The organism is Rhodoferax sediminis (genome assembly GCF_006970865.1).
GTDB classification, from domain to species: Bacteria; Pseudomonadota; Gammaproteobacteria; order Burkholderiales; family Burkholderiaceae_C; genus Rhodoferax_A; species Rhodoferax_A sediminis.
Map to the genome: position 1 here is coordinate 1,215,220 of NZ_CP035503.1, position 14,491 is coordinate 1,229,710.

The 14,491-nt window shown below is 63.9% G+C and carries 15 protein-coding genes and 1 pseudogene; 7 read left to right on the forward strand and 9 right to left on the reverse strand.

The features are described from left to right. Window positions 1-32 precede the first annotated feature (32 nt). From EUB48_RS05815 to EUB48_RS05835, 6 genes and pseudogenes are all read right to left on the reverse strand, one after another. Window positions 33-1,336: pseudogene (locus tag EUB48_RS05815) on the reverse strand (APC family permease). Window positions 1,337-1,442: 106 nt separating this feature from the next. Next, the gene (locus EUB48_RS05820; protein WP_168226704.1) at window positions 1,443-1,871 is read right to left on the reverse strand and encodes a DUF3047 domain-containing protein; all 429 of its coding nucleotides are present in this window, start codon (window positions 1,869-1,871) and stop codon (window positions 1,443-1,445) included. Next, entirely contained in the window at window positions 1,868-2,182 is a 315-nt protein-coding gene (locus EUB48_RS21285; RefSeq protein ID WP_168226705.1) for a DUF3047 domain-containing protein, read from the reverse strand. Before EUB48_RS21285 ends, EUB48_RS05820 begins: the two co-directional genes overlap by 4 nt. A 124-nt stretch (window positions 2,183-2,306) precedes the next feature. Beyond that, window positions 2,307-2,939 (reverse strand): LysE family translocator, encoded by a 633-nt coding sequence (locus EUB48_RS05825; protein ID WP_142818023.1) that lies wholly within the window; start codon window positions 2,937-2,939, stop codon window positions 2,307-2,309. A 7-nt stretch (window positions 2,940-2,946) separates the two neighbouring features. Beyond that, a complete protein-coding gene (locus EUB48_RS05830) occupies window positions 2,947-3,888 on the reverse strand; it encodes an alpha/beta hydrolase (protein WP_142818024.1) in 942 nt (313 codons plus the stop codon). 26 nt (window positions 3,889-3,914) lie between these two features. After that, complete coding sequence (locus EUB48_RS05835) at window positions 3,915-4,163, reverse strand: DUF3297 family protein (protein ID WP_142818025.1); 249 nt, start codon at window positions 4,161-4,163, stop codon at window positions 3,915-3,917. Between the two features lie 17 nt (window positions 4,164-4,180). Here EUB48_RS05835 and EUB48_RS05840 point away from each other — a divergent pair, with 17 nt between their 5' ends. Continuing rightward, entirely contained in the window at window positions 4,181-4,381 is a 201-nt protein-coding gene (locus tag EUB48_RS05840) for a hypothetical protein (RefSeq protein ID WP_338052428.1), read from the forward strand. A 122-nt stretch (window positions 4,382-4,503) separates the two neighbouring features. Here EUB48_RS05840 and EUB48_RS05845 read toward each other — a convergent pair whose 3' ends face one another. The 3 genes from EUB48_RS05845 to EUB48_RS05855 are packed head-to-tail and all read right to left on the reverse strand — an operon-like array spanning window position 4,504 to window position 9,531. Continuing rightward, window positions 4,504-5,355, reverse strand: coding sequence for a sensor histidine kinase (locus EUB48_RS05845; protein ID WP_142818026.1), 852 nt, complete (start codon window positions 5,353-5,355; stop codon window positions 4,504-4,506). Window positions 5,356-5,360: 5 nt separating this feature from the next. Next, window positions 5,361-6,536, reverse strand: coding sequence for a PAS domain S-box protein (locus EUB48_RS05850; RefSeq protein WP_142818027.1), 1,176 nt, complete (start codon window positions 6,534-6,536; stop codon window positions 5,361-5,363). Beyond that, entirely contained in the window at window positions 6,517-9,531 is a 3,015-nt protein-coding gene (locus tag EUB48_RS05855) for a chemotaxis protein CheB (protein WP_142818028.1), read from the reverse strand. The genes EUB48_RS05850 and EUB48_RS05855 overlap by 20 nt, the downstream gene beginning before the upstream one ends. Window positions 9,532-9,650: 119 nt before the next feature. Between EUB48_RS05855 and EUB48_RS21830 the strand changes: the two genes are divergently transcribed. The 6 genes from EUB48_RS21830 to EUB48_RS05880 all read left to right on the forward strand — a co-directional run bounded on the left by EUB48_RS21830 (window position 9,651) and on the right by EUB48_RS05880 (window position 14,487). Then, window positions 9,651-10,100, forward strand: coding sequence for an MBL fold metallo-hydrolase (locus EUB48_RS21830; protein ID WP_210411699.1), 450 nt, complete (start codon window positions 9,651-9,653; stop codon window positions 10,098-10,100). Between the two features lie 31 nt (window positions 10,101-10,131). Beyond that, complete coding sequence (locus EUB48_RS21995; protein ID WP_420821446.1) at window positions 10,132-10,386, forward strand: MBL fold metallo-hydrolase; 255 nt, start codon at window positions 10,132-10,134, stop codon at window positions 10,384-10,386. A gap of 280 nt (window positions 10,387-10,666) precedes the next feature. Further along, a complete protein-coding gene (locus EUB48_RS05865) occupies window positions 10,667-11,920 on the forward strand; it encodes an ABC transporter substrate-binding protein (protein ID WP_142821114.1) in 1,254 nt (417 codons plus the stop codon). 45 nt (window positions 11,921-11,965) lie between these two features. Then, window positions 11,966-12,817, forward strand: a complete 852-nt coding sequence (locus EUB48_RS05870) for a branched-chain amino acid ABC transporter permease (RefSeq protein WP_142818029.1) — start codon at window positions 11,966-11,968, stop codon at window positions 12,815-12,817. A gap of 1 nt (window position 12,818) precedes the next feature. Next, the gene (locus EUB48_RS05875) at window positions 12,819-13,784 is read left to right on the forward strand and encodes a branched-chain amino acid ABC transporter permease (protein WP_142818030.1); all 966 of its coding nucleotides are present in this window, start codon (window positions 12,819-12,821) and stop codon (window positions 13,782-13,784) included. Further along, a complete protein-coding gene (locus tag EUB48_RS05880; RefSeq protein ID WP_142818031.1) occupies window positions 13,765-14,487 on the forward strand; it encodes an ABC transporter ATP-binding protein in 723 nt (240 codons plus the stop codon). The genes EUB48_RS05875 and EUB48_RS05880 overlap by 20 nt, the downstream gene beginning before the upstream one ends. The last annotated feature ends 4 nt before the right edge of the window (window positions 14,488-14,491 follow it).

A 14,491-nucleotide genomic window follows, 5' to 3' on the forward strand; every position in this document is an offset into this window, starting at 1 on the left:
TAGGTCGCCCAAATGATTCGGCTCTTGAAAACTCAAGTGCGCAATGGATGACGCCGATTCCACAGCAGCGGCAAGACGCCGATCGCGATGCCGCCCAGTCCGACGAAGTTGGTGACCAGATCGAACGTGGGGATGCTGTAGGCCGCGATGAACCACAGAAAGCCCGCACTGCAGGCCGGCCACAGCAGCAGGAAAATCAGCTTGCTGCCCGAGCGCAGGGCCTCATGCCGGAAATGCCAGGCGCAGGCGAAGCCCGCCAGCCCATAGTAGAACGCCACCTGGAAGCCGATGGCGTTGACGGAGTCCTTGATGATCAGGTTGACGCTCGGAAAATACGAGGAGAGAAACAGAAAAACCAGCCCGAAGGACGTGATCACCGCGGTGGCGACCCACGGCGTGCGCCAGGTCTTGTGCAGCACCGCGTAGCGGGGGTGCAGGCTGCCGTCGCGGCCCTTGGCGTACATGGTGCGGGTGAACTGCAAAATCGAGGTCTCCAGCGTGCCGACCGTGCTGAGCGCCACGGCGATGATGGCCAGGTAGTTCCACGGCTTGGGGAACAGGCGCCCGGCAATTGCAAATACGACGTTGGTGCTTGACTGCTGGATCTCCTGGTCGGTCAGCACCAGCAGGGTAACGGCCGCGAACGCGATGAACAGCGCCAGCACGATCACCATCGCCAGCAGGGCGCCGCGGCCCGGCGCGTGGGAGGAGTCGCGCGTTTCCTCGGTCAGGTTGACCGTGACGTCCCAACCCCAGAAAAAGAACAGCGCGGTCAGCGCCCCGGTGGCGAACAGCCGGGGGTGAAGGCGAACGGGGAGAACCAGGCCAGTGACAACGCATGGGCCGGCCGCGCGCCGTACTGGAGCAGCGCGGCGATGATCACGGCCACCAGCACGCCGACTTCGATCACGGTCATCACCACCTGGGTATAGCTGGTGGGCTTGATGCCCTTGACGATGACCGCACTCACCGCCAGGAGCCACGCGGCCGCGACGAAGGTCACGGCCGCCGGGTTGCTGGCCAGCGCCGGATCAAACAGCACCAGCGTGGCGGTGGCGGCGGGAATGGTGCCCGACACCATGAAGACCGCTGAGGCCACCAGGAGCGCCCAACCCGCGAAGAAGCCCAGCGTCGGGTTGAAAATGGCGCCCACCCACGCGTAGCAGGCACCGGCATTGGGGCTCAGGCGATTCAGGTGCAGGTAGGCAATCGTCACCCCGAACATGATCAGGCCGCAAAACAGCAGGCTGGCCGGCGACTGGATCCCGACCGCGGCGATCAGGGTTGCGGTGGTCGCCGCGATACTGAACGCGGGAGCGGTACCCGCCACCCCCATGATGACGGATTCACCCAGTCCCAGGGCGCCCGCTTCCAGCCTGACTTGATCGTTCACGCTCGCGCCGAGAAGGACAATTTCCCGGATGCCGGGTTCAACATCTGGCCTAGGGTACCCAATGCAGATCGCGCACGTACCCCAAGCTCTGGCCCTGCGTGTTGTCGGCGTCCGCGCCCACCAGCACGCCGGCGACGGGCGGCACATCCGGCTCCTCATCACCAAACAGCTTCATGAAGTCCTGCGCCACGTTACGTGTTTCCGCGGTCCACACCGCGAGCGGCGTCTCGGGACCCTGCAGCACGATGTAGCGCAGGCGATTCGTGAAGGCGTTTTTGCCCGCAGTGCCCGCCGGGTATTTGCTGTCCCACAGGTAGCACAGGGTGGCCGCCGGCAGGTTCTGGCCGGTGCTCGACCGCTCGACGCGCAGCACGGTGCGCTCCAGCGCCGGCACGCGCTCCAGCGGCTCATCGAACAGGACACAGACCTTCAGCGCGGAATCATCGCCGGCCCTGGTGTGGATGTCCGTGTTCTTCAAAGGCTGATCGAGGCGCCAGCGCCACGCCAGTTGTCCGGGCAACGCCCCCCCCCGCTCAACTCGTCCACCAGATTGCCGTACGAGCGGTCGGTGCGAATGCGCAGGGCGCGCTCGCCATCGAGCGTCACCACATCGAACTGCGTGACCGGCTTTTGGGTATTCCTTTGGGGAAAACCAAGGATCTGCCATGGTGCGGGGGGCTTGTCGCTGGTACCCCCGGTAATACTGGCCAGCGGGCTCAAGGTCTGCGCCGATCCCGCGCCGCCCCAGGCCAGCAGTAAAAATAAACAGACCATCTGACGGTACAACATGATTCAGCTCCGTTTCCAGTCGTGAAACCTTGCCACCCAGGCCAGCAACTCTTGCGGCATGTGGGCGCGCCTTAATTTCCCACTATGGATGGTACCGGGTGGTTTGGTCAAACCCCGCCCGTGCTTATCGCCCATACGCCGACGACACCAGTTCGAGGCCCAGGGCCATCATCACGCCACCGGCGGCATGGTCCATCCATCCCTTGTAGTGCAGATATGTGTTGCGGGGCCGTTCCGACGCCAGGGCCAGCGCCACCAGGGTGTACCAGCCCGTCTCAATGACGAAGACAATCGCCACCAGCGTCAGGTTGAACGCCAGCGAAGGCGCCGGTGGCAGGAAAGCGGCAAACACGCTGGCGTAGACGATGGCGGTTTTCGGATTGCTGATCTGGGTGGCAAAGCCCAGCAGCAGCGATCGGCGTTTGTTCTTGCCCGCGCCATCCGCCAGGCCCGTGATGTTGAGCGCTTGCCGGGCGGACCGCCAGATGCGCAGCCCGAGCCAGGCCAGGTACAGGCCGCCCGCCACCTTCAGCGCCAGATACACCAGCGGCACCGCGAGCATCAGCGCATTCAGCCCGAGCAGGGCCGCACCGGCAAACAGCACGCCGCCGCCGCCCATGCCCACAGCGGCGGCCACGCCTTCCGAGCGCGAGGTCGCCACCGCCGTGCGCGCCACCATGACGAAGCTGGGGCCCGGACTGACGACACCCACCGAGAGGGCTCCGATGAGCCCGAGAAGAGCGGGAAGATTTTGCATAAGCGAATCAGCCCCGGAAGGCGCGTCGCAACTCGGCCGCGCACAGCGCCACGGCCGAGTTCGCCTCGTCAAGCGCCTTTCCCATGAGGATAAAACCGTGAATCTGACGCTCGAAACACACTTGAGTGACACGATTCCCGCCCTCGCTCAAACGCTGCGCGTACTGCAAACCCTCGTCACGCAACGGGTCGTAGCCTGCGGTCAGCACCAGCGCTGGCGGCAGGCGGGTGAGGTCCTGGCTCAGCAGGGGTGACGCGCGATCGCTCAGCTTGTCTTGCGCCGTCCTGAAGTAGTGCCCGAGGTAGTACGCCATCGAGTCGGTGGTGAGTAAATAGCCCTGGCCATTGGTCTGGTGCGATGGCGCGCTGCAACGCGCGTCGGTGGCCGGGTAAATCAGCAGCTGAAACACGATTGGCGGGGCACCCGCATTTCGTGCCAGCAGCGACACGACGGCCGCCAGATTGCCGCCGGCGCTGTCGCCGCCAACCGCCAGGCGCGTGGCATCGAGGTGCAGTTCGGGTGCGTTGTCCGCCACCCAGCGGGTGGCGGCAAGGCAGTCGTCCACCGCGCAGGGGAATGGATGCTCGGGTGCCAGCCGGTAGTCCACCGCGACCACCGCGCAACCGGCTCCGTTGGCGAGTTCGCGGCACAGCACATCGTGCGTGTCCAGATCGCCAATGACAAAACCGCCGCCATGGAAGTAAACGAGGACAGGCAGCAGCGCGGCCTGCGGCGCACCGGCGGGGCGATACAGGCGCAGCGGGATCGATCCGTGCGGACCCTGTGCCTGCAGCTCGCACACCAGGGACACGGCAGGCGGCGCCGGCTGGGTGAAGCTGCGGCGGTCGCGGTACAACGCGCGCGCGTCAAGCGGGGACAGTGTATGGGTCGGGGGCAGGCCCGACTTTTCGATGAGATCGAGCAAGGTACGAACCTGAGGATGCAGCATGTTGATTTCCGTGCAAGCTGATGGATTCAGCGATAAAACGCTTCGACCTTGCCCTTGAGCTTGATCAACAGCGGATGGCCCTTGCGGTCCAGCGTCTTGCCGGCGGGCACCTTGATCCAGCCTTCGCTGATGCAGTATTCCTCGACATCCTGACGCTCCTTGTCATTCAATCGAATGCCAACGTCGTGTTCGAACACAGCAGCGACGTGATGCGGGCTGCGTGGGTCAATGGACAGCCGGTCGGGCAGAGGGGGCAGTTGAGTTGTTCCGTTCATAAGTATCGCCTTTTTTTTTGATTTTCGCTCACTTTACGCCAGCCGGTGCTGCGGGTACCGCAGTGGACGGCGCACCGCTCGCGCTGGGCGGGCTGGGCCCGCAATGGGCCATCTACGAGGCCGATACGCTCGCTGCATTCAAGGACAGGCTCCTCAAGGAGGAGCGATTCGCCCTGTGCCCCCGGAGGCGGTACAGCATCGAGTTCAGGCGCTGCTGACCGCTGGCGTGAAGGCATACCTTTCTCAATGAGGTTGGGCGCCTCATCATTGGGTTGCGGCGGCTATTCGGGCAGGCTCTGTCGTTTCGAGGTGCGTTTGCGCGCCTGGCCGATCGCGGGCATCAGTTCACCCTCAAGGCGGTGGCCGCCACGGGAATACTCACCTCCAGCGTCGTGCCGCTGCCGGGCTGGCTGTCGATGTGCAGCACCCCGCCGAGCGCGCGCACACGCTCGTGCATGCCCAGCAGGCCGAATGAGCCCGGCTTGCGGCGATCACTCGCGCTGATGCCGCTGCCGCTGCCGTTGTCCCGGATACTCAGCACCAGCCGGCCGGGCGCCGCACTGCTCGTGAGCCGCACCTGCACGGTGCTCGCCTGCGCGTGTTTGGCCACATTGGTGAGCGCCTCCTGCGCCACGCGGTACAGGCAGCTCGCCACGGCGGGCGATTCCAGCTCGGGCTGGCCGGCCTCGCCCTGGACCTCTACACCCTGGACCTCCAGATAGCAGGCGATGCCGGTGCGCTGGCTGAACTGGCCTGTCAGCACCTCCAGGGCCGGCACGAGACCGAGGTCGTCGAGGACCTGCGGGCGCAGATCGCTGACGATGCGACGCGTCGAGTCGATGGCCGCCGAAGTGAGGCGGATGGCCTCGGCCAGCAGCGGTGCCGCGCGGGCCGGCGCCTGCGCCAGATGCTCGCCGATCGCCACCAGGTACATCTTGAGCCCCGCCAGCGTCTGCTGCAGATCGTCGTGCAGCTCACGCGCGATGCGCTTGCGCTCGTTGTCCTGAACACTGTCCTGCGCCGCCACCAGGCGCTGCAGGTCGGCGTGCGAGCGTTTGAGCGCGTGCTGTGCTTGCTGGAGTTCGGTGACGTCGTGCAGGATGACGACGATCGAGGTCTGGCCTGCGATCGTGACCGGCGCCGCCGTTGCCTGCACCAGACGGACCGCGCCGTTGGCGCGCCGGATCTTCATGGCCGTCAAAGGGGGGGGGTGGTGCCGCCCTGCATTGCCAGCAGGCGCTGCTTGACTTGGTCGAGCGAGTCGGGATGAATGAAGTCCAGCGGCGATCGCCCGAGCAGGTTCGCCTCGCCGGTGCCGACCAGGCGCTGCGCGGCTTCGTTGGCAAAGCTGATCCGGGTGCTGCTGCCGCGGCCGCTGTAGACGAACACCCCGACGGGCAGCAGCATCAGCAGACGCCGCAGGCGTTCTTCGCTCTCGCGCAGCGCGGCCTCGGCGCTGCGGCGCTCGGTGATGTCGCGCAGGATCGCGGTGTACAGCCGCCGTCCACCGACACTCAAGTGCGAAATCGCAGCATCGATCGGAAACTCCTGGCCGTCAGTGCGCAAGCCCATCACATCCCGCGCCTCCCCCATGTGGCGCGCTTGGGCCTGCGTGTCGCCAAAGGCCTGCACCTCGCGCCGGTGCATCTGCCGCTGGCGCTCGGGGATCAAGCGCTCGAGCGGCGCGCCGATCAACGCGCCCGGCGTGCAGCGGAACATGTGCGCGGCAGCGGCATTGGCCATCACGATGGTCTGGGACTCGTCTGCGGTGATGATCGCGTCGGTGGCCGAGTCGAATATCCCGCGCAGCCGGGCTTCGCTCAGGCTCAGGGCCTCGGAAACTTGCGTGAGCTCATCAATGTTGGTCAAGGTCAGGCGCACGGTCAGTGTCTTGTCTTCCGTCATGACTCGCTTGCCGTTGACGCGAAAATGAGCGGGGCCCTCAACGTGCGGTTTCAGCAGCAGGTTGAACGTAGCCTCCTCCACATGCCGCAGCAACCGCGCAAAGGTACGGTGCATCAGATCGCGGTGCTCAGGAACCACCAACCGGTCAAACCGGCGTTGCAGCAATTGGCGGCGATCGAGCCCGAGCAGCGACGCGGCGGTGAGGTTCGATTGCGTAATGACGCCTGCATCATTCAGGGTGAGATAGCCGACTGGTGCAAACTCGTAAAGGTCGAGGTAACGGTCGCGCGATTCTTCCAGCGCCAATTGCGTGCGGCGCAACTCCTCATTCTGCATTTCAAGCTCAATCTGATGCACCTGGAGTTCATGCATCAGGGCATCTTGGGTCGACGCGGATTTGCCTTTCGCAGCAAGCACTTCCTCTGCTCGATTGCGCAATGGGGCAGCATCATCGAACTTGTTGGCCATCTTGTTGCTCACCGTTTCCCGAAGTGGAAACTTGAGGGTAAATCACCTCTTCCATGGCGACCAGGATCAGCGGTTGTGTCTCCATCGCCGAGTCGCCAGCGCCCATGATACGCCGCGCATTCAGGCGCATTTTTTTGGGTCCGATACCTTGAAAGACAGCATCCACCTCGACATCGTCGAAACTGGCACTGCTGCGCAGAATGTTTTCCAGCAATTCGCGCATCGAGGGCGTATCCCATTGGTTGTTGCCAAGGGCATAGAGAACACGGCCCACCGTCTCTTCGGGCGAGACCCGGAAGAAACGGTAAAACGGACGGCTTGCAGAGATGACCTTCAACGATGCGTCCAGCACCACGAGCGGTTCGCGCACGGTATCGACAATCGCCTCGGCGAATTTTTTTGCTTCCCGCACCTCCGCCTCGGCCGCGACCCGCTTGCTGATATCGGTAAAAGTGAGTACCACGCCCTCGATGACGTTGTCCAGGGTTCGATAAGGCTGAATCCGCACCAGATACCAGGTGCCATCGGCAGTGCGCGCCTCGCGCTCATACGGAACCAAAGTTTCCAACACTGCCTGGGCCCTGTCCAGCAGGTCATCCCCCTCCAGATCGGACTTGATATCGACCAGCGGCCGTCCCACGTCAAATGCCACCAGGCGATAAATTCGCGCCGCTTCGCGCGTGAAGCGCCTGATCACCAGATGTTCATTGAGAAAGACGGTACCGACATTGATGTTGTCGAGCAGGTTTTTCATGTCGTTCTGCATGTCGTTCAGCTGCTCGATCTTGGCCTGCAATTCGGCATTGACCGTGACCAGTTCCTCATTCACCGATTGCAGTTCTTCCTTCGACGTTTCCAGTTCCTCATTGGTCGACTGGAGTTCTTCGTTGGTCGACTGCATCTCCTCATTGGTCGACTTGAGCTCCTCGTTCGAGGCCTGCTGTTCTTCGACGGTGGACTGCAGGTTTTCGCGGGTATGGGCCAGCTCGCGTTCCAGTTCCTCAATGCGGCGCAGTTCCCCCGGCTTGGGGGCGGGCTGACGGCGTTTTGACTTGGCGGGAGGCGCTTTGGAAATATCCTGGAAACTTACCAGCAAATAGCCATTGCCGACATCCTGCATCGGTCGCACGTTGAAGGTTGCCAGATAGAAGTCGCCATTGCTCTTGACCGGTAGCTCCCGGCTCAGCGTCGGCGTGCCCCGGCTGCCCGCCTGAATCGCGAGGCGCAGTTCCAATTGCAGGCCTTCACGCGCCATATCGATCACATTAAGAGTGGCCTGACCGGGCGCGGGGCGCAGGTATTTACCAGTGTCGCCATGGACATAAAGGATGTTGCCCTTCATGTCCGTCACCACGGAAGCGGGGGCGGACTGAAGCAACAAGCGCTTGGCGAACTCGGCGAAATTGGTTTCCTTGCTTTTCTGCGTGACTTTCTCCGGCGCCTTGCCGTCGCTGCTGGCTACCCAGGACAAGCCGCGCGCCCTCATCGCAGGAACAGAGGTGGCGTCGTGGATCGCCTGATAAAGCTTCCACTTGCGATTGAGAACGGTAAACTGTTCGGAGTGATTGCCGATGCTCTCCGACGGCGAAAGGAACAGGACGCCGCCCGGCCTCAGCGCATAGTGAAAGGCCAGGATGAGGCGATCCTGCAGCTCGGGCTCGAGGTAGATCATCAGATTGCGGCAACTGAGCAGGTCGAGTTTGGTGAAGGGCGGATCCTTGATGACGTTCTGCACTGCGAACACGACCATCTCGCGAATCTCCTTCTTCACGCGGTAGCCGTCCTCCTCCTTGACGAAGAAGCGGCGCAGGTGCTCCGGCGTGACATCCTGGGCAATATTCGCCGGATACACGCCGGCACGGGCAATGGCAATGGCGTCGTCGTCGAGGTCGGTGGCATAGAGCTGGACCTTGTACTCTTGTTGCGTCCCATCCATGAACTCGCGCAGCAGGATGGCGATGGAATAGGCCTCCTCGCCGGTGGCGCAGCCGGTCACCCAGACCCGAAACGCATCACCCTCGTGCTTGTCGGCAAACAGCTTGGGCAGGATTTCAGCTTTCAGCACCGCGAAAGCCTCCGCGTCGCGAAAGAAGCTGGTGACATTGATCAACAGCTCCTTGAACAGCGCTTTGACCTCGGCCGGATGCTCCTTGAGGTAACGCGCATAAATTTCCATGTCCTCAATATTTTGCTGTGCCATGCGGCGCACGATGCGCCGACCAATGGTGCTTTTTTTGTAGCCGGAAAAATCATGGCCGCTGCGGGAACGCAGCAGCATCAAAATGCGGTTAAGGGTGCCCGTCGCCGCAGGCTTTGATGGCGTTTCATCGCAAATGGACAGGGTACGTTTGCCGGCCTGCAGAGCTGCTGCCATCTTGTCGACGGGCAGTATCTGCGTGGCATATCCGGCCCGAATGGCGCTGCTGGGCATGCCGTCGTATTTGGCCGTCGCCGGCTCCTGTACCAGCGTCATGCCACCCGCGCCGAGAATGGCGCGCAGGCCCAGCGTACCGTCGGTGCCGGTACCCGACAGAACAATGCCAATCGCCTTTTCGCCCTGGTCTTCCGCCAGCGAGCGCAGAAAGGCGTCGATCGGCATGCGATGGCCACGCGGTTGTTCCGGCAGGCTCAGTTGCAGGACGCCATGGAGTATGGCCAGGTCGCGGTTGGGCGGAATGACGTAGACAGAATTTGGCGCCACCTTCATCTGATCCTGTGCTTCGACCACTGGCATCGTCGTCGAGCGCTGCAAAATCTCATTGAGGATGCTGGCGTGGCTTGGATCGAGATGTTGCACCAGAACGAAAGCCAGACCGCAGTCGGGCGGAACCTGGCGAAAAAACTGTTCGAAGGCTTCCAGGCCGCCGGCTGAGGCGCCCATACCGACGATGGGGAAGGCGATGCCCCCTTTTTGGGAGTCGTCCAATTTGGATGCGGCCGCGACCTTTGTTCGACTTTCCCCATGAGTCTTCGGCGTCGCTCGCTTCGTTCCCATCTGTTTTCCTTGGCCACGATGAATAGTGATGAATGGTATCGCAGCTGTCTACGCCGAACGCGGCACGCCGGTCCGGCGCTGGTAGAGTGGAACGCTCTGCATTGCCACGCGAGGAACTCATGAAATCACTCGGGAAGAAGCCTGACGGGCGGCGGCTCGATCGCGTGAAATCGTCCCTGCTGTGGGCCGGCGACGGGTTCCGCAACATGCACCCGGTGCTGCCGGGTTTGCGCAATCTGGAGGTGCCGCGCCCGACCTTGAGCGAGTTCCTGTACGGCGGGACCCGGCGCGTGCCGCGCGGGCCGTTGCCCGTCGGTCGATCCGCGGGACGGCTGGCGGCGCCCGCCCGGCTGGCCGGCCCGAGGCGCTCCCAGCCGGTGCCGATCGCGCTGCGCGAGTTGCCACCCATAGACCTGGTGCTGGTGTCGCACGATCACTACGACCACCTGGACTACCCGACCATCCGCGAGCTGGCGCGGCGCGAGGTGCCGTTCGTCACCTCACTGGGCGTCGGCGCCCATCTGGAGGCCTGGGGCGTGCCGGCGCAGCGCATCACCGAACTCGACTAGGTGGGAGTCGTGCACGCTGCCGAAGGCCGACCTGACCGTCACGGCCGCGCCGTCGCAGCATTTCTCGGGTCGCGGGCTGAAGGACCGCAACGCAACGCTGTGGTCGTCGCTGGTGATCCGCTCGCCGCGCCATTCGGTGTTTTTCAGTGGCGACACGGGGCTGACTTCCGAGTACGCCACCATTCGCGAACGGCTCGGCCCCCTTCGATCTGGTGATGCTGGAGGTGGGCGCTTTCCTGCCGGTGCATTGGGGCACGTTCAGCCTGGCGCGGCACGCGTGGGATGACCCGGCACGAATGTCAGGCCCGCAGCGCAGCGGCGGATGCCGTCCTGGGCCGCACGTTGGCCAGCGTAATACATCAGCCACAGATCGCCACGCCGAAGAACCAGCCGCAGGTGCCCCACCACGGCAGCAGCAGGTGGGTCAGGTTCGGCCAGATGCTGGACAGCCGCCTCGTCGCGTTTTAGGGCCGGGTAATCTCTGTGGCGCCGGCGGGCGGATCCAGCAAATAATGGCCCGCGGATTTCCGTTCGTATCCAGGTTTGGTTTTTCAGGAGCAACCATGATGACAATGAAGAAGCTGATGGCGGGCGTCGTCGCCTGCGCCGCACTGGCGTTGGGGCAGCCCGCGCTGGCGCAGCAAAAGACCGTGCGCATCGGGGCCATTTATCCGCTGAGTGGCGCCCTGGCGTCCACCGGCGCGGAGATCAAGGCCGCCATCGAGCTGGCGGTGGACATTGTCAACAACCCGCACCCCGAACTCGGCGGCATCCCGCTGGCGGCCGGTGCTGGCCTGCCCCGTCTCGGCGGCGCCAAGATCGAAGTGGTGTTCGGCGACTCCCAGGGCAAGCCCGAGACCGGCCTGGCCGACGCGCAGCGCCTGATCGACCAGGACAAGGTGGTGGCGCTGACCGGCGCGTATCAATCGGCGGTGACCAAGACCGCCAGCCGTGTTGCCGAACAGGCCGGCATTCCCTTCCTGAACGGCGAGTCCAGCAGCCCGGACCTGACCGATCGCGGCTACAAGTGGTTCTTTCGCACGACGCCCAACGACGATACGTTCGTGGACAACATGATGCAGTTCCTGAACGGCGTGAAGAAGGTGCCGACGAAGAAAATTGCCGTGGTGTACGAGAACACCGACTTCGGCGTGAACACCTACAAGGCGGTCGAGAAATTCGCCAAGAAGTACAACCGCGAGATCGTCGCCAACATCGCCTACGCGGCGGGGTCGGCATCGGTCACGGCCGAGGTGCAGAAACTGGCGGCCGCCAAGCCCGACGTGGCCATCTTTGCCAGCTACACGTCCGACGCCATGCTGTTCGTGCGCACCATGCGCGAGACCAAATACGCGCCGCCCGTGCTGCTGGCCAACGATGCCGGCTTCATCGATTCGCGTTTCGTGCAGGAAGTGGGCCCGCAGGTGCAGGGCGTGCTGACCCGCGACGTCTGGGGCAATGATCTGGCCAGCGCCAAGCCGATCATCAAGACCCTCAATGACATGTACAAGGCCAGGACCGGCAAGGACATGAACGGCAACAATGCGCGCTCGATGCAGGGCGTGCTGGTGCTGGCCGATGCCATCAACCGCGCCGGCTCGACCGACCCGGAGGCCATCCGCAAGGCGCTTGCCAGCACCAACCTGGCCGAGGCGCAGGTGATCATGCCGTGGGCCGGCGTCAAGTTCGACGACAAGGGCCAGAACGACAAGGGCTCGGGCCTGATCCTCGAACTCAAGGGCGCCCAGTACCACACGGTCTGGCCCGAGAAGTACAAACTCGACAGCACGATGCCAACCCTGCCTTTCGGCTGGAAATGAACCGGGGCACGGAGCTATCCGTGAAACCGGCCGCAGGAGAGTGGCGTGTTTGAAGCGCTTGCCGCCGGCCTTTTCAATGGCCTGATCTATGCAGCGGTGGCGGTCGGGCTGGCGCTGATCTGGGGCATCACCGATGTCCTCAATTTTGCGCACGGCGAGTTCCTGATGCTGGGCATGTACGCCGCCTACTGGATGTTCACGCTGGGCCACCTCGACCCCCTGTTTTCCGCGCCATTGGTGGCCTGTGTGCTCGGATTCGTCGGCTTCATGACCTATGCCCTGATCATCCGCCGCCTGCAGAAGGGGCCCGCCATGGCCGCCATTCTGGCGACCTTCGGGCTGGGCCTGGTGCTGCGGCAGCTGGCCTTCATATTCTTCAGTCCCGACTACCGCAGCCTGCCCGACACGCTGGTCTCCGGCAGCATCAGCCTGGCCGGTATCTCTACTGGGCGGCCGCAGGTCGTTACCGGCATCGTGGCGCTTGTGGTCATCGTCGCGCTGTTTTTTCTGGTGTACCGCACGCGCTGGGGCCATGCGCTGCAAGCGGTGGCCGAAGACCGCCAGGTCGCCGCGCTGGTGGGCATTGCGCCCGACCGCGTCAACGCGCAGGTCTGGGTGCTGGGCAGCGCCGTCGTCGGCCTGGCCGGCGCGCTGCTCACCACCTTTTTCTACGTGTTCCCGTCGGTCGGCACGGTGTTTGGCTTGATGGCGTTTGTCGCGGTCTGCATGGGCGGCTTTGGTTCCCTGCCCGGTGCGTTCATCGCCGGGATTTTGATCGGCATCATCGAGGCGATGACCGGCTATTTCGTGGAACCGGCTCTGAAGACCGTCAGCGTCTTCATCGTGTTCGTGCTGGTTCTGTGGTACCGGCCGCGTGGCCTGTTCGGGCGGTGGTGAAATGAGCCGCCCCTCCCTTTCGCGGCTGCCGCTGCTGGCGGCCGTGGTCCTCGCAGCGCTGCTGGCGCTGGTGCCCATGGTGGTGAAGGATTCCTTCACCATTCAGGTGCTGCTGCTGGCCATCATGTTCGGCGCGCTGGGTGCCTCGTGGAATCTGGTCGGTGGTTTTCTGGGCCGCATTTCGTTCGGGCACAGCGTATTCGTCGGGATCGGCGGCTACACCACGCTGCTGTTGCTGCACCATTTGAAGATCACGCCGTTGATCGGCATTCCGGTGGGCGGCCTGATCGCGGGCGCCATGGCCTACCTGGTCGGCGGTCCCACCTTGCGGCTGTCGGGCCATTATTTTGCGATGGCGACGATCGCCTTGCTGCAGATCGGCCTGATTCTGGTCACCAACTGGCAGTGGGCCGGCGGCGCCGTGGGCATGGAGGCGCCGATCGCCAGCGCGCCCTGGATGCTGCTGTTTCGCACCAAGGTGCCGTACTACTGGATCGCCGTCGCGCTGGCGCTGCTGACCTTTGTGGCAACCCATTTCCTGGTGCACTCGAAAAGCGGCTTTTACTGGCGCGCCATCAACGGCGATGAGGCGGCCGCGCGCAGCCTGGGGGTGCCGGCCGAGCGCTACAAGATGCGGGCGTTCGTGCTGTCCGCCGTCATGACCGGCATCTGGGGCGGCTTTTTCGCCATGTATGTCGGCTTCATCGATCCCGATTCGATGTTCAACCTGACGTTCTCGGTGCAGATCGTGCTGGTGGCGATCCTGGGTGGTGTCGGGACGCTGTCCGGGCCGTGGCTGGGCGCCGCGCTGCTCATTCCGCTGTCGGAAGGTACGCGCGTGTTGTGGGGCAGTTCGGGCAAGGGCCTGGACCTGCTGGTTTTCGGCCTCGCCATCTTGCTGGTGACGATGTTCCTGCCGGGTGGTCTGGTTACGCTTCGGAGGCGTCGTGGCGCTGCTGGACGTTAAAGGCCTGAGCAAGCGCTTTGGCGGGCTGGTGGCCAACAAGGACATCAGCCTGGCGGTGGAGCCCGGCGAGATCCTGGCCATCATCGGACCCAACGGTGCCGGTAAAAGCACGCTGTTCAACGGCCTGGTGGGCCATCATGCGCCGACCTCCGGCAGCGTGACGTTCAACGGCCAATCCATGCTCGGACTGGCGCCGGAGCAGGTCGCCGCGATGGGGCTGGTGCGCACCTACCAGATTCCGCGCAGCTTCGGCCAGATGACCGTGCTGGAAAACACCATGGTGGGCGCGTTGCTGCGCCATCCCAAACTGGCCGATGCGCGCGAAGCGTCCGAGCGCGTGCTGGAACTGGTGGGCCTGCGCGAGCGCACGGACGTGCGTGCGGCGGAGCTGAACGTGGCGGGCCAAAAGCGCGTGGAGCTGGCGCGCGCACTGGCCACGGAACCGAAAATGCTGCTGCTCGACGAGGTGGCCGGCGGGTTGAATCCGAGCGAGGCGATTGCCTTGACCGAGATATTGCGCGGCATTCACGCCGCCGGGGTCACCCTGATCATTGTCGAGCATGTGCTGGAGGTGGTGATGCGTCTGGCGCACCGCGTGCTGGTGCTCAATTTCGGGCAGATGATCGCCGAGGGCGCGCCGCAGGACATCGTGCGCAATCCGGCCGTGATCGAAGCGTATTTAGGAAGGAAGCACCGTGCCTGAGGCG

Coding starts and splice junctions, on each gene's coding strand:
- EUB48_RS21285 (WP_168226705.1), bottom strand. CDS start 2,182: ATGTTGTACCGTCAGATGGTCTGTTTATTTTTACTGCTGGCCTGGGGC.
- EUB48_RS05825 (WP_142818023.1), bottom strand. CDS start 2,939: ATGCAAAATCTTCCCGCTCTTCTCGGGCTCATCGGAGCCCTCTCGGTG.
- EUB48_RS05830 (WP_142818024.1), bottom strand. CDS start 3,888: ATGCTGCATCCTCAGGTTCGTACCTTGCTCGATCTCATCGAAAAGTCG.
- EUB48_RS05835 (WP_142818025.1), bottom strand. CDS start 4,163: ATGAACGGAACAACTCAACTGCCCCCTCTGCCCGACCGGCTGTCCATT.
- EUB48_RS05845 (WP_142818026.1), bottom strand. CDS start 5,355: ATGAAGATCCGGCGCGCCAACGGCGCGGTCCGTCTGGTGCAGGCAACG.
- EUB48_RS05850 (WP_142818027.1), bottom strand. CDS start 6,536: ATGGCCAACAAGTTCGATGATGCTGCCCCATTGCGCAATCGAGCAGAG.
- EUB48_RS05855 (WP_142818028.1), bottom strand. CDS start 9,531: ATGGGAACGAAGCGAGCGACGCCGAAGACTCATGGGGAAAGTCGAACA.
- EUB48_RS21830 (WP_210411699.1), top strand. CDS start 9,651: ATGAAATCACTCGGGAAGAAGCCTGACGGGCGGCGGCTCGATCGCGTG.
- EUB48_RS05865 (WP_142821114.1), top strand. CDS start 10,667: ATGACAATGAAGAAGCTGATGGCGGGCGTCGTCGCCTGCGCCGCACTG.
- EUB48_RS05875 (WP_142818030.1), top strand. CDS start 12,819: ATGAGCCGCCCCTCCCTTTCGCGGCTGCCGCTGCTGGCGGCCGTGGTC.